Genomic DNA, 14,938 nt, shown 5'->3' with positions numbered 1-14,938 from the left:
GACATTTGTGACCGCTTCTTCACGGCTGTGCACAACTGCTCCACCCGCAACCCGCGCCACGGCTCGTGGAGCCGCGGCGAGCGGGGGTGTCAAGCCATTGCCGCAGCCGGCAGGCCGGGAACATCTGTGAGCCAGCGCACGGAATCCCGCGCAAGCGGCTGTTTCCGGACGGAAAACGTCCGTTATCCACACCGCTTGTGGATAAACCTGTGCGTGATGCCGGGACGGTTCCGTCGGAGCCAGCACCGGCGCGCCCTCCACGCACCTGGCCAGAATTTCACCGCCACGCAGAGGCGATTTAAAATCAACAACTTGCGGAAATCACCGGATGCAGGGTTGGCCGCGAACGCGGCCCCGACCGACGCCCCTAGCCGATTTATGCCGCTGTGCACAACTGCCGCTGGCCGTGCCCTCCCGCTTTTGCTGAAGCCCGCCCGTCCGGCGCCGGTGACGGACGGCCGGGGCGGGGTGTGACCGCTATAAGATTGGGCCGTGCCGATCCTCCCGACATGACCGATTCCCACCCCTCTCCCCCCCCGTCCGCGGCGGTCGCCGCGTTCCTGCGCGGCCTGGATCGACGCGCACGCCTGCTGGCGCTGGTGCAGTCCGGTGATGCCCAGGCGGCCCCGCGCGCACTGGATGCCGCCGCCCGGGTCTTCGCCTCCGAAGCCGGCCAATGGCCGATCGCCCAATGGCCGCGGCAGTACTGGCGGCTGCTGCTGTCGACGCCAAGCATGCGCCAGACCGGCGCCGTCACCGCCGGCCCGCTGCCCGGGATCGCCCGGCTGCCGCCGCAGGTGCGGGCGGCGCTGCTGCTGCATCTGGTGGCGGCGCTGGACGAGGCCGATGCCGCCGCCGCGCTGGGGATCGAAGTCGATGCCTACCAGCTGCGGATCCGCGATGCGCTGCCGCGCGATGCCCTGGGCCAGCCCGACCTCGACGTCTGGCGGGCCTGGCGGGCGGCCGCACAGCGCGCGCTGGACGCCCTGCCGGAAACCGCGCCCGCCGCCCCGGCGCCCGCGCCATCGACAGCGCAGCCCGACCAGGGCGCCGATGCTGCCCGCCATCGTCGGCGCATGCGCTGGCTGTGGCTGGGTGTGGCGGTGTGCGCCTTCGCGCTGCTGGCGAGTTTCTTCCTGCATCAACGCGGCCGCGAACTGCTGGACAGCTGGCGCAACCACGTGCAGGTGGAACCGCTGCCGCCCGCAGTGGCGCCGAAAGCGCGCTTCGACCCCGCCGACCCGGCCCTGCACCCGGACCGCGCGCTGCTGGCCGAGCCGGGCACCCTGCAGCTGGCGCGTCAACTGCCGCTGCTGGCCTGGCTGGCGAACGAAGCAGCCGATGCGTTGCCGCCGCCGCCGCTGGCCCCGGCCTTCCCGGACACCGCCTCCGCGGCCGCGGACGACCCGCTGGCAGGCAGCGACCTGAGCGAGCGCATCCGCGCCTGGGACCGGCTGTCGCCGTCGCAGCGCGCGCAGCAGCGCGGCGCGCTGGAGGAATGGCAGGCGTTGCCGGCCGAGGAGCAGGCGCTGCTGGGTCGGCTGGCGGCGCGCTTCGCCGCCCTGCCTTCGGCCGAACAGCTGGCGCTGCGCGAGCGTTATGCGTCGCTGTCGTTCGATGCCCACCGCGGCTGGCACCTGGGGCCGCGGCTGGGCCGTGACTGGCCGCGCATCGGCGCGCTGTTCGCCTATGTCGAACCCGGCGAACGCGAAGCGCTGCTGCGCCTGCTGCGGTCCGCTTCCGCCGAGGAGCTGGACACGCTGGCGCGGCTGGCACAGATCACCCCGCCGGAAGCCCGCACCGCGCTGCGCCGCGAGCTGCTGGCGCAGGCGCCGGCGCAGCGCGCGACGTGGCTGCAGGCGCGGCTGCAGCAATAGGTGCGGGCCGTGGATGGATCGAGATAGTCGTCGTGCCGACAGCGGCATCGACGCTGCCACTCACATCGCCACCAGCCCGATCGCCATGCTGGCCAGCACCGCGAAGCTGAGCAGCACCGAGTAGCAGGTGCCCAGCACGAAGTACTTCAGTGCGGTCATCGGCCAGCCCTGTGCGTACACGCGCTTCTGCATCAGCAGCAGGTAGGCCGGCATCCAGGCGATCAGCAGGCCTTCGATCCACGCGAACAATGTGGCCAGCGCGCCTCCGTCCGGCGCCAGCCACAGCGCCAGCACGCGCACCAGCAGTACCAGCAGCAGATTCAGGGACAGGAAGGCGTGGCTGTGCAGCGCCACCACCAGATGCTCCATGTACAGCCGGCGCTTGAAGAAGTAGGCCAGCTTCAGCATCAGCGCGAAGATCGGCACCAGCACGAACAGGGTGGTGGGCACCGCCCCCAGCGCCGCGTCCTTGAACGCCGACGGGTCCTGCCGGAGACGGGCGATGTTGTTGCTGGCGCGTGCCACCTGCGCATTGAGCCAGCGATCGGCGAAGCCGGGCAGCCAGGTGTCGAGCGGGTTCTTCCTCTCGTCCCAGGCCTTGTCGTTGAAGCGCACGTTGAGGGTGTTTTCCCCGTCACGGTCCGCTGCCGGCGGCGGCACTCCGGCGGCCTGCGCCTGCTGCAGCGCGGCGATGCGCTCGGCGGCGACTTCACGCACCGCCTGCGCGCCGGCCTCGACGCCGGGGATGCCGGTGGCCGCCGCCGTGCCGACCATGCCCTGCTTCAGCTTCGCCAGTTCCGCCAGCTTGGCGTCGCGCGCCTTCTCCACTTCGGCCACGGTGGTGGCGCGGGCAATGGCGTCACCGTCGCCGAAGTTGATGGAAGGGCCGTCCAGGGTCAGCTGCGCCACGAAGAACGTCAGCACGGTCAGGAAGAAGAACAGCCGGAACGGGGTGACGTAGCGGATCTGCCGGCCGGCGAAGTATTCGCGGGTCAGGAACCCCGGTTTGGCGAACAGCGGCGGCAGCGTGCGGAACACGCGGATATCGAGATCGAACACGCTGTCCAGCACGTCGCCGAACAGGTTGCCGAGCGGCCTTACCAGCCCCTTCACCGGCTGCCCGCAGGCATGGCAATGGGGGCCGCGCAGGGCCACGCCGCAGTTGCGGCAGCGCTCTTCCGGCGCGGGTTGCGGGTCGGGATCGCGAACGGGTGGCTGGCTCATCCCGGTAGAATGACAGGCCGCGCGGCGCCGGCGCCAGCGTGCGCCCCTGTCTTCCGATACCCACCATGCCCACCTTCCTTTCCCGCCTGCGTACCGACGCGGGCCGCACCGCCCGTCTGGCCGCGCCGCTGGCGGCCGGACACCTGTCGCACGGGCTGGTCGGCTTCGTCGACGCGATGGTCGCCGGCCACCACGGCACCGCCACGCTGGCCGCCGTGTCGGTGGGTTCGGCGCTGCTGTGGCTGCCGATGCTGGCGCCGATGGGCACGCTGATGGCGCTGCCGCCGGCGGTTTCGCAGCTGGATGGCCGCGGCCGCCGCGCAGCGATCGGCCCGCTGTTCCGGCAGGCGCTGTGGCTGGCGCTGGGCCTGGGCATCGTGCTGCTGGCGCTGTTGTCGGCACTGCCGCTGCTGCTGCGGCCGATGGGCATCGCGCCCGACATCGTGCCCGGCGTGGTCGACTTCCTGCACGCGGTGCGCTGGGGCATCCCGGCATTCACCCTGTACCTGTCGATGCGCTACCTCAGCGACGGCCTGCACTGGTCGCTGCCGACCATGCTGCTGGGCTTCGGCGGGCTGTGCCTGCTGGCGCCGACCGCCTACGTGCTGACCAACGGCCTGCTGGGCCTGCCGGAGCTGGGCGCGGCCGGGATCGGCATCGCCACCACGCTGATGTTCTGGGTGCAGGCGCTGGGGTTTGCGCTGTACCTGTGGCGCAGCCCTCGCTTCGCCGACCTGCAGCTGTTCGCGCATTTCGAATGGCCGCGCTGGCCGGCGCAGCGCGAACTGCTGCGCAACGGCCTGCCGATCGGCGTCACCGTGACCATGGAGGGTGGGCTGTTCGCCGCCACGGCGCTGCTGATCGGGCGCCTGGGCGAAGTGCCGGCCGCTGCCCATCAGGTGGCGCTGAACGTGGCCACGCTGTGCTTCATGCTGCCGTTCGGCATCGCCGAGGCCACCACCGTGCGGGTGGGCCATGCGCTGGGCCGCGGCGACCGCGACGGCGTGCGCACAGCCGCCTTCGCCGGGCTGGCGTTGGCGCTGGGCACCCAGGTCTGTTCGGCGCTGCTGATGCTGGCCGGCCACGACGCCATCGCCGCGCTGTACAGCGCCGACCCGGCGGTGATCGCGCTGGGCGGCAGCCTGCTGCTGTACGCCGCGCTGTTCCAGCTGCCGGACGGCGTGCAGGTGGTGTCGGCCGGCGCGCTGCGCGGGCTCAACGATACCCGCGTGCCGATGTGGATGGCGGCGCTGGCCTACTGGGGCATCGGCATGCCGGTCGGCGCCGGGCTGGGCCTGTGGCTGGGCTGGGGGCCGCGCGGGATGTGGCTAGGCCTGACCGCAGGACTGCTGGTGGCGGCGGTGCTGCTGTGCCGGCGCTTCCTGCGCAGCAGCGCGCGCCTGCCCATGCCCGCATCGTCGCCCGCACCACCGTCGGTCACCGTGACCGATGCCGCATGAGCCCGTCACCGCGCTCGGCTAGCATTCGCACTCTGGCCGCCGCTGCGCGGCCCGCATTCTCCGGAGCACTGCAATGAACGAACCCCGCCGCCGCGGCCCCATCGCCCGCCTGGCCATCGGCCTGTGGGATGCCGTCAACTTCAGCCGCCGGCTGGTGTTCAACCTGCTGTTCCTGCTGGTGCTGGCCATCGTGCTGGTGGCGATGTTCGGCGGCGGCAGGCTGGCGCCGCTGGAGGCGCGCGCCACCCTGGTGTTCGCGCCCGAGGGCCGGCTGGTGGAGCAGTACAGCTGCGATCCGTTCAGCCGCAACCTGGCCCGCGCCACCGGCAGCGGCGACTGCCGCGAAGTCCGCCTGCGCGACGCCCTGCGCGCGCTGGACGCCGCCCGCACCGACAAGCGCATCGAGCGCGTGGCGCTGTACCTGGACGACCTGCAGCCCAGCGGCTTCGCCTCGCTGCGCGAGGTGGCGGCCAAGCTGGGCGCGATCCGCGCCGCCGGCAAGCAGGTGATCGCCTATGGCGACGCCTACGGCCAGGGCCAGTACCTGCTGGCGGCGCAGGCCAGCGAGATCTACCTCGACCCGATGTCGCCCGGCGGGGTGATGCTGGACGGGCTGGCCTCGTACCGGCAGTACTACCGCGAGGCGCTGCAGGACAAGCTCGGCGTCGACATGCACCTGTTCAAGGTCGGCGAGTACAAGTCCGCCGCCGAGCCCTACATCCTCGACGCCGCCTCGCCCGAATCCAAGGAAGCCGACCTGTTCTGGATGGGCGATCTGTGGAAGCGCCTGCTGGCCGACGTCGGCAAGGCGCGCGGGCTCGATCCCGCCGTCCTGGAAGGCTATGCCAATACCCTGCCCGAACAGGTGGCGGCGGCCAATGGCGACCTGGCCCAGCTGGCGCTGCAACAGAAGCTGGTGACCGCGCTGAAGACCCGCGAAGAGGTCGCCGACCTGCTCACCCAGCGCGGCGTGGCCGACGAGAATGCAGACGGCGGCTTCCGCCAGGTGGCGCTGGCCACCTACCTGCAGCATCTGGACGGCACCCTGCCGCAGGCCGACACCCGTCCGCAGGTGGCGGTGGTGGTGGCCGAGGGCGAGATCGCCGGCGGCGAGCTGCCGCCGGGCAAGGTCGGCGGCGAATCCACCTCGGCGCTGCTGCGCGAGGCGCGCGACGACGACGACGTGAAGGCGGTGGTGCTGCGGGTGAACTCGCCCGGCGGCGAGGTGTTCGCCTCCGAGCAGATCCGCCGCGAGGTCGAGGCGCTCAAGGCCGCCGGCAAGCCGGTGGTGGTGTCGATGGGCGACGTCGCCGCGTCCGGCGGCTACTGGATCAGCATGAACGCCGACCGCATCTATGCCGATGCCTCGACCATCACCGGTTCGATCGGCATCTTCGGCCTGTTCCCCACCGTCGACCGCACCCTCGGCAAGCTGGGCGTGCACACCGACGGCGTCGCCACCGCGAAGTACGCCGGCGCGTTCGACATCACCCGTCCGCTGGACCCGGGCGTGGCCACCACCGTGCAGGCGGTGATCGAGAAGGGTTACCGCGACTTCACCGGCAAGGTGGCGCAGGCGCGCGGCAAGCCGGTGCAGCAGATCGACGCAGTCGCGCGCGGCCGGGTGTGGAGCGGCGCGCAGGCGCAGCAGCGCGGGCTGGTGGATGCGCTGGGCGGGCTGGGCGAGGCGGTGGCCGATGCCGCCGCGCGCGCCAAGCTGGGCAAGCCGGACCGCTGGCAGACCGTGTACGTGGAAGAACGCACGGTGCCGCTGTCGCAGATGCTCTCGGAGCTGATGCAGAGCCGCGCCGGGCTGGGCCTGCTGCGCGGGACCGGGCTGGGCGAGCTGCTGCTGGCCAGCCGCGCCCATGAACAGGCGCCGCTGCGCTTCATGCAGCAGGCGCTGTACAAGCGCGGGCAGGCGCGGGTGAAGGCGCTGGCCTACTGCTTCTGCGAACCGATGTAAGTCCGGCGGCGACCGGGGCAACCCGGTCGCCTCGCAACACAGCTACCGCGCCGCTTCATCCGCCGCGCGCGCCTGCTGCGCGGCTTGCGCCTGGGTCTTCGCCGCCGCATCGCGCGCGGCATTCCTGTAGGCATTGGCATCGGCGCTGACCGCCGGCGCCACCTGCGGTTCCGGCCGCTGCTCGGGATCCGGCGGCGAGGGCGTGCAGGCCGCCAGCAGGCAGGCGACGAGCAAGGACATCCAGCAGACTCGGCGCATGGCGGTCTCCGGCAGCGGGGTTGCGCTTATCCTACGCCCGACCCACTTTTGGAGATCGCGCATGCTTTCGCCCCGCTGGAGCCTGTCGGGACAACGCGCGCTGGTGACCGGCGCCAGCGCCGGCATCGGCCTGGCGATCTGCCGCGAGCTGCTCGGCTTCGGCGCGCAGGTGCTGATGGTGGCCCGCGACGCAGGCTTGCTGGAGCAGGCGCGCGCCGAACTGGAAGAACAATTCCCCGGTCCCGAGGACGCGGTGCTGGCGCTGCCGGCCGACGTCACCGACGACGAACAGCGCGCCGAGATCATCGATTGGGCCAAAGACCTCGGTGGCCTGCACCTGCTCGTCAACAACGCCGGCGGCAACCTCACCCGGCCGGCGCTGGACTACGGCGAAGACCAGTGGCGCGGGATCTTCGAAACCAACCTGTTCTCCGCCTTCGAGCTGTGCCGGCTGGCGCATCCGCTGCTGTCGAAGCACGCGGCATCAAGCATCGTCAACATCGGCAGCGTGTCCGGCCTCACCCACGTGCGCAGCGGCGCGCCCTACGGCATGAGCAAGGCGGCGCTGCACCAGATGACGAAAAATCTGGCGGTGGAATGGGCCGAGGACGGCATCCGGGTGAACGCGGTGGCGCCGTGGTACATCCGCACCCGCCGCACCAGCGGCAAGCTGGCTGATCCCGACTACCTCGACGAGGTGCTGTTGCGCACGCCGATGGGACGCGTGGGCGAGCCGGAGGAAGTGGCGGCGGCAGTCGCGTTCCTGTGCCTGCCCGCGTCCGGCTACGTCACCGGCGAGTGCATCGCCGTGGACGGCGGCTTTTTGCGTTACGGTTTCTGAGCAACCGCCGCGTTCCGCGCGGCCGCCACGAGGAGCGACGGACGATGCAGAACGACACGCTGGGCACCAAGATCGCCGATATCCACGCGCAGATCCAGGCCCATGTCGGCAGCGTCGGTCGCATCGGCATCGCCCTGTACAACGCCGACAGCGGCCAGCTCAGCACCTTCATCCACAGCTCCGACGAACAGACGCCGCTGGAGCGCTACCAGGTGCCGCTGGCGGAGGTGACCTCGCTGCGGCAGCTGCACGAATCCGGCCGCAGCCGGATCATCGACGACCTGGCCACGCTGGCCGGCTCGCCCAGTGAACACACGCAGCGGATCCTCGCCGCCGGCTACCGCTCCAGCTACACCTGTCCGCTGTATGCACGGGGCGAACTGCTGGGCTTCCTGTTCTTCGACTCGCGCGAGCCCGGGCATTTCCGTGACGATGTGACGCTGGAACTGGATGACTACGCACAGCTGATCGGCACGCTGGTCTCGCATGCCTTCTCCGCCACCCGCGCGCTGCGCAGCGCGATGGCGCTGGCGCGCGAACTGGGCCGCCACCGCGACGCGGAAACCGCCGGCCACCTCACCCGCGTCGCCCACTACACCCGCTCGATCGCGCGGGCGCTGCCGGAAGGAATGGGCCACAGCGACGAGGACATCGAATTCCTGTTCCAGTTCGCCGGCCTGCACGACATCGGCAAGATCGCCGTGCCCGACCATATCCTGCTGAAGCCCGGCAAGCTCGATCCGGAGGAATACGAAATCGCCAAATCGCACGTGCAGAAGGGCAGCGAAATGATCGAGGCGATGATGCGCGAGTTCGGGCTGGCCAACGAGCACTACGCACAGCTGCTGCTCGACGTCATCGCCTGCCACCACGAGCGCTGGGACGGTGGCGGCTATCCGCGCGGCCTGGCCGGCGCGGCGATCCCGCTGGCCGGGCGGATCGTGGCGGTGGCCGACGTGTTCGACGCGCTGACCAATCCGCGCCCGTACAAGCGCGCCTGGACCCTGGACGAAGGGCTGGCCTACCTGCGCGAGAACAGCGGCAGCCAGTTCGACCCGCAGTGCGTGGCGGTGGCGGAGCGCTGCTTCGACGACTGGCGCGCCATCCACGCCCGCTTCCACCAGCCCGAGGCGGCCTGAGGCAGGCGCGGGGATGCTGCCGGGCTGGGCGCTGCTGCTGGTGTCGGTGGGCTATGCCGCGCTGCTGTTCGGCGTGGCCTGGCTGGGCGACCGCCACCCGCTGTATCCGCGCAGCAACTGGCTGCGGCCGCTGGTCTACAGCCTGGCGCTGGCGGTGTACTGCTCGTCGTGGACATTCTACGGCGCAGTCGGCACCGCCGCGCGGCAGGGCCTGGGCTACCTGCCGATCTACCTTGGCCCGCTGCTGTTCCTGCTGTTCGGCTGGCGCATCCTCGAGCGGATGGCGCTGATCGCGCAGTCGCAGAGCACGGTGTCGATCGCCGACTTCCTTGGCGCCCGCTACGGCCGCTCGCAGCAGGTGGCGGCGCTGGTGGCGGTGATCGCGCTGATCGCCGCGGTGCCGTACCTGGCACTGCAGTTCAAGGCGGTGGCGATCAGCCTGGACGTGCTGGGCGGGCGCAGCGTGCAGGAGTCGGTGTGGGGCGACCCGGCGCTGTACGTGGCGGCGCTGATGGCGCTGTTCGCGATCCTGTTCGGCACCCGTCAGGTCGATGCCACCGAGCATCGCCCCGGCCTGATGCTGGCGGTGGCGCTGGAGTCGCTGGTCAAGCTGGTGGCGCTGGTGGCGATCGGCGTGTTCGCGCTGTTCTGGCTGGACGCGCGCGCGATCCCGCTGGGTGCGGCCACCCGCGCGCTGGTGGACAGCGCGCCGCCGGTCGGCTTCGTCGCCCAGACCCTGCTGGCGTTCGCCGCCATCGTCTGCCTGCCGCGCCAGTTCCACGTGGCGGTGGTGGAATGCGCCGACGTCGCCGACATCCGCCGCGCACGCTGGATGTTCGGCGCCTACCTGGTTGCGATCAGCCTGATGGTGCTGCCGATCGCGGTGGCCGGGGTGGCCCGCTTCGGCAGCGATGGCGCGGTGCCGGCGGACAGCTTCGTGCTGGCGCTGCCGCAAGTCGAGGGCCACAGCGCGCTGGCGCTGCTGGCCTACGTCGGCGGCTTCTCCGCCGCCACCGGCATGGTGATCGTGGCCAGCGTGGCGCTGGCGACGATGGTCAGCAACGACCTGGCGATGCCGCTGCTGCTGCGCTCGGGACTGGTCGGCGACAACGTGGCCTCGACGGTACTGTGGATCCGCCGTGCCGCCATCGTGCTGCTGGCGGCGATGGCCTGGGGTTATTACCGCGCCAGCGCCAGCGATACCGACCTCGCCACCTACGGGCTGATGGCGTTCGCGGCGATGGCGCAGTTCGCGCCGCCGCTGATCGGCGGGCTGTACTGGCGCGGGGCCAGCCGGCGCGGCGCCGAGAGCGCCCTGCTGGCCGGCTTCGTGGTCTGGGCCTACACCCTCCTGCTGCCCACCCTGGCCCGCTCGGGCTGGCTGGATGCGGGCTGGATCGAGGCCGGCCCGTTCGGCATCGGCTGGCTGCGCCCGCAGCAGCTGTTCGGACTTTCGGGCTGGGACGCGCTCACCCACGGCACCGTGTGCTCGCTGCTGGCCAACGTCGCCGCGCTGCTGCTGGCCTCGATGCGCTGGCGTCCGAGCCTGGACGAACGCCTGCGCGCGGCGCCGTTCCTCGACCCCTATGCCGAGCAGCGCAATCTGGCCGGCGACGACTGGCGCGGCAGCGTGCGGGTCGGCGAGTTGCGCTCGCTGGCCGAACGCATCGTCGGTGAGCGCACCGCCCAGCGCGCCTTCGCCGAACAGGCCCGGAGCCTGGGCCGCGAGCTGGCGCCTGCGGCGCAGGCCGACCGCCAGTGGATCCAGTTCACCGAACGCCTGCTGGCGGCGGCGCTGGGCGCGGCCTCGGCGCGGCGGGTGCTGACCAGTGCGCTGCGCGGCTCCGGCATGGAGGTGGCGGAAGTGGTGGCGGTGCTGGACGAAGCCGGGCAGGCGCTGCGCTTCAACCGCCAGATCCTGTCCACCACCCTGGAGAACATCGACCAGGGCGTCAGCGTGGTCGACCGCGAGATGCGGCTTGTGGCCTGGAACCGCAGCTACCAGCGGCTGTTCGACTATCCCGACGGCATGCTCTACGTGGGCCGGCCGATTGCCGACATGATCCGCTACAACATCGAGCGCGGCGAGCTGGGCGTGCTCGACGACGGCGACGTGCAGGCGCAGGTGGACAAGCGCCTGGGCTACATGCGCGCCGGCTCGCCGCACGTGACCGTGCGCCTGCGCGCCGACGGCACGGTGATCGAACTGCGCGGGCAGGCGCTGCCCGGTGGCGGCTACGCCACCAGTTATTCCGATGTCACCGAGCACGTGCACGCCCAGCGCGAGCTGCGTGACATCAACGAGACGCTGGAACAGCGCGTGGCCGAGCGCACCCGTGAAGCGGAAGCGGCGCAGGAGTCGCGCGCGCGCTTCCTCGCCGCGATCAGCCACGACGTACTGCAGCCGCTGAACGCGGCGCGGCTGTTCGCCTCGGCGCTGCGCGAAACCGAAGACGCTGCGCAACAGCATCATCTGGCCGAACGCGTCGACGCCTCGCTGCGCGCCGCCGAGGAGTTGCTGGACGGCCTGCTGGACGTGTCGCGGCTGGACGCCGGCGCGCTGACTCCGGTCACCCGTGACATCGACGCCGGCCAGCTGCTGCGCGAACTGGCCGCGCAGGCCGCGCCGATGGCGGCGGCGCGCGGCATCGTCCTGCGCGTGCACGCGCCGCCGCTGGCGGTGCGCAGCGACCCGCGCCTGCTGCGCCGGGTGCTGCAGAACTTCCTTGCCAATGCGCTGCGCTACACCCCGCAGGGGCGGGTGGTGCTGGCGGCGCGCCGACGCGGCGGCCAAGTGGCGCTGCAGGTCTGGGACACCGGGCCCGGCATCCCCGCCCATCACATGCGGCAGATCTACGAAGAGTTCCATCGCTACGAGCAGGCGTTCGACTGGGACGGCCGCGGCATGGGCCTGGGCCTGTCGATCTGCCAGCGCATCGCCCGCCTACTGGGACACACGATGGACGCACGCTCAACGGTCGGCCACGGCTCGATGTTCTCGATCACGGTGCCGCGCGGCGACACCGTGGTCGCCGCCGCACCGGCCGCCGCCGCGATCCCCGATCCCGGCCTCGATGGCCTGCGCGTGCTGTGCGTGGACAACGACCCCGACATCCTCGCCGGCATGCGCGCGCTGCTGGAGCGCTGGAACGTGCGCGTGCACTGCGCCGACACCGTGGACGCCGCGCTGGCGCTGGCAACCAGCCAGCCCGAGGTGTTGCTGGTGGACTACCACCTGCACGACCGTCTGGACGGGCTGGACACGCTGGACGCGCTGCGCGCCGCCTGCGGCAACGTGCCCGGCGCATTGCTCACCGCCGACGGCAGCGTCGCGCTCAAGCAGGCTGCGCGCGCACGTGGCTACCGGGTGCTGACCAAGCCGGTGAAGCCGGCGTCGCTGCGCGCGTTCCTGGCGGCGGCGCGGGAACGATGAAAGCTGGCGGTCGGGGCTGGGCCCCGATCCCGGCCGCGGCTATTCCGCGTCCGGCACCACCACGCTTTCCGGGTCTACCAGCAGCTTGCCCGCCAGCAGGATGGCCTGGGTGCGGTTGGTCGCGCCCAGCTTGCGCAGGATCGCGCTCATATGCGCCTTGATGGTCGCTTCCGACACGCCCAGCTCGTAGCCGATCTGCTTGTTGAGCAGGCCGGAGCCGAGCATCTGCAGGACCCGGAACTGCTGCGGGGTGAGCTCGCGGATGCGCGCCGCGATGGCGCGCTCCTCCTCCGCCATCGGTTTGGCCGCCAGCGCCGCCGGCGGGATCCAGCGCTCGCCGTCCAGCACCTGCCGCAGCGCGGTGGCCAAGGTGGCGGCATCGGAGGACTTCGGGATGAAGCCCATCGCGCCGTGGTCCAGCGCGCGCCGCATCACCTCGGGCTCCTCGCGCGCCGAGACGATCGCCACCGGCAGCTGCGGATGAGTGGCGCGCAGATGCACCAGCGCGGAGAAACCGTGCACGCCGGGCATGTTGAGGTCGAGCAGCAACAGGTCGGCGTCCGGCTCGGCTTCCACCAGCGCGTACAGCGCGGCGGCGTTGTCGGCCTCGCGGATGTCCGCCTCCGGCAACAACCGCAGCGCGACCCCCCGCAGCGCCTCGCGGAACAGCGGGTGGTCGTCGGCAATGAGCAGGGTGGTCATGGAGCCGGCATCACTCCTGGCGCCGGTTCTGCACCAGCGACTCGACCACCGAGGGATCCGCCAGCGTGGTGGTATCGCCCAGCTGGTCGGGCGCGTTCTCGGCGATCTTGCGCAGGATGCGGCGCATGATCTTGCCGCTGCGGGTCTTGGGCAGGCCCGGCGCCCATTGCAGGAAGTCCGGCGTGGCGATCGGGCCGATCTCCTTGCGCACCCAGGCCACCAGCTCCTTGCGCAGCTCTTCGGTTTCCTGCTCGCCGGCCACCAGCGTCACGTAGGCGTAGATGCCCTGGCCCTTGAGGTCGTGCGGGAAGCCGACCACCGCGGCCTCGGCCACCTTCGGGTGCAGCACCAGCGCGCTTTCCACCTCGGCGGTGCCAATGCGGTGGCCGGAGACGTTGATGACGTCATCGACGCGGCCGGTGATCCAGTAGTAGCCGTCCTCGTCGCGGCGGCAGCCGTCGCCGGTGAAGTACATGCCCGGATAGGTCTTGAAGTAGGTGTCGATGAAGCGCTGGTGGTCGCCGTACACCGAGCGCATCTGGCCCGGCCACGAATCCAGCAGCACCAGGTTGCCCTCGGCGGCGCCCGTCAGCAGGTTGCCCTCGGCATCCACCAGCGCCGGCTGCACGCCGGGCAGCGGCTTGCTGGCCGAGCCGGGCTTGAGGTCGGTGGCGCCGGGGATCGGGGTGATCAGCATGCCGCCGGTCTCGGTCTGCCACCAGGTGTCGACCACCGGGCAGCGGGAATCGCCGATGTTCTCGAAGTACCAGCGCCAGGCTTCCGGGTTGATCGGCTCGCCGACGCTGCCGAGCACGCGCAGCGACTTCCGCGAGGTCTTCTTCACCGGCTCCAGGCCTTCGCGCATCAGCGCGCGGATGGCGGTGGGCGCGGTATAGAAGATGCTGACCTGGTGTTTGTCGATGACTTCCCAGAAGCGCGAGAAGTCGGGGTAACTGGGCACGCCCTCGAACATCACCTCGGTGCAGGCGTTGGCCAGCGGGCCGTAGACGATGTAGCTGTGGCCGGTGACCCAGCCGACGTCGGCGGTGCACCAGAACACGTCGTCCGGCTTCAGGTCGAAGGTGATGTCGTGGGTGTAGGCGGCCCACAGCAGGTAACCGCCGGTGGTGTGCAGCACGCCCTTCGGCTTGCCGGTGCTGCCGGAGGTGTAGAGGATGAACAGCGGGTCTTCCGCGTTCATGCGCTCGGGCTCGCAGGTGGCCGGCTGGCTGTCCACCACCGCATCGAACCAGCGGTCACGCGGCATCTGCATGTCCACCGCGCCACCGGTGTGGCGCACCACCAGCACGGTTTCCACCGAATTGGTGCCGGGCAGCTTGAGCGCCGCGTCGACGTTGGCCTTCAGCGGCACCTTCTTGCCGCCGCGCAGGCCTTCGTCGGCGGTGATGATCAGCTTGCTGGTGCAATCGGAGACGCGATCGGCAATCGAATTGGGCGCGAAGCCGCCGAACACCACCATGTGGATCGCGCCGATGCGCGCGCAGGCCAGCATGGCGATGGCCGCTTCGGGGATCATCGGCAGGTAGATGGTGACGCGGTCGCCCTTGCCCACGCCGAGGTTGCGCAGCGCGTTGGCCAGCTTGCACACGCGCGCGTGCAGCTCGCGGTAGGTGAGCTTCTGCACCGGCGTGTCCGGGCTGTCCGGCTCGAAGATCAGCGCGACCTTGTCGCCGTGCTTGTCCAGGTGGCGGTCCAGGCAGTTCACGCTGGCGTTGAGCTCGCCGTCGGCGAACCAGCGGATGCGGAAATCGCGAAGGTCGTAGCTGACGTCCTTGAAGACGGTGGGCGCCTTGTACCAGTCCAGCCGCTTGGCCATGTCGCCCCAGAACGCGTCGGGGTTGTCCAGCGCCTGCGCGTACGCGTCTTCGTATGCCGCACGGTCGATGTTGGCCTGTGCCGCGAACGCCGGTTCCACCGGATAGATGTCGCTCATCGTGCTTTCTCCCATTCGCCACGCGGGCGTTGCCACTTTCCGCAAGTGTGCCGCATCAATGCTGCTGCGACGCAGCAAGTGAAA

The 14,938-nt window shown here is 71.0% G+C and carries 10 protein-coding genes; 6 read left to right on the top strand and 4 right to left on the bottom strand.

The genetic code is table 11. The features are described from left to right. Positions 1-509 precede the first annotated feature (509 nt). A complete protein-coding gene (locus E5S66_RS01945) occupies positions 510-1,877 on the top strand; it encodes a DUF3106 domain-containing protein (protein ID WP_138347043.1) in 1,368 nt (455 codons plus the stop codon). A gap of 60 nt (positions 1,878-1,937) precedes the next feature. Here the strand turns inward: E5S66_RS01945 and E5S66_RS01940 are convergent, their stop codons facing one another. Beyond that, positions 1,938-3,101 carry a DUF3667 domain-containing protein gene (locus E5S66_RS01940; protein WP_138347041.1) on the bottom strand — a complete coding sequence of 388 codons (1,164 nt, stop codon included), beginning with the start codon at positions 3,099-3,101 and terminating at the stop codon, positions 1,938-1,940. A 65-nt stretch (positions 3,102-3,166) separates the two neighbouring features. Between E5S66_RS01940 and E5S66_RS01935 the strand changes: the two genes are divergently transcribed. Both E5S66_RS01935 and sppA read left to right on the top strand, forming a co-directional pair. Next, on the top strand, positions 3,167-4,561 hold the full coding sequence (locus tag E5S66_RS01935; protein WP_138347039.1) for an MATE family efflux transporter: 1,395 nt from the start codon (positions 3,167-3,169) through the stop codon (positions 4,559-4,561). 73 nt (positions 4,562-4,634) lie between these two features. Next, positions 4,635-6,527, top strand: a complete 1,893-nt coding sequence (sppA, locus tag E5S66_RS01930) for a signal peptide peptidase SppA (protein ID WP_138347037.1) — start codon at positions 4,635-4,637, stop codon at positions 6,525-6,527. 42 nt (positions 6,528-6,569) lie between these two features. Here the strand turns inward: sppA and E5S66_RS01925 are convergent, their stop codons facing one another. Then, entirely contained in the window at positions 6,570-6,767 is a 198-nt protein-coding gene (locus tag E5S66_RS01925) for a hypothetical protein (protein ID WP_138347035.1), read from the bottom strand. 79 nt (positions 6,768-6,846) lie between these two features. Here E5S66_RS01925 and E5S66_RS01920 point away from each other — a divergent pair, with 79 nt between their 5' ends. From E5S66_RS01920 to E5S66_RS01910, 3 genes are read left to right on the top strand one after another with little or no spacing between them, the layout of a single operon-like run. Next, positions 6,847-7,626: an SDR family oxidoreductase gene (locus tag E5S66_RS01920; RefSeq protein WP_028839997.1), complete on the top strand. Its 780-nt coding sequence runs from the start codon at positions 6,847-6,849 to the stop codon at positions 7,624-7,626. Positions 7,627-7,670: 44 nt separating this feature from the next. Beyond that, positions 7,671-8,765: an HD domain-containing phosphohydrolase gene (locus tag E5S66_RS01915; RefSeq protein ID WP_028839996.1), complete on the top strand. Its 1,095-nt coding sequence runs from the start codon at positions 7,671-7,673 to the stop codon at positions 8,763-8,765. Positions 8,766-8,778: 13 nt separating this feature from the next. Further along, positions 8,779-12,198: a hybrid sensor histidine kinase/response regulator gene (locus E5S66_RS01910; protein WP_138347033.1), complete on the top strand. Its 3,420-nt coding sequence runs from the start codon at positions 8,779-8,781 to the stop codon at positions 12,196-12,198. A 39-nt stretch (positions 12,199-12,237) separates the two neighbouring features. On the opposite strand, the gene E5S66_RS01905 is transcribed toward E5S66_RS01910, so the two are convergent. After that, positions 12,238-12,900 (bottom strand): response regulator transcription factor, encoded by a 663-nt coding sequence (locus E5S66_RS01905; RefSeq protein ID WP_138347031.1) that lies wholly within the window; start codon positions 12,898-12,900, stop codon positions 12,238-12,240. Between the two features lie 10 nt (positions 12,901-12,910). Further along, entirely contained in the window at positions 12,911-14,854 is a 1,944-nt protein-coding gene (gene acs, locus E5S66_RS01900) for an acetate--CoA ligase (RefSeq protein ID WP_138347030.1), read from the bottom strand. Positions 14,855-14,938: the final 84 nt, after the last annotated feature.

It is taken from the genome of Thermomonas fusca (genome assembly GCF_005862345.1).
Taxonomy (GTDB): Bacteria; Pseudomonadota; Gammaproteobacteria; order Xanthomonadales; family Xanthomonadaceae; genus Thermomonas; species Thermomonas fusca.
The sequence above is the reverse complement of the archived record's forward strand: the minus strand, read 5'-3'. Positions and strand labels throughout refer to the sequence as shown.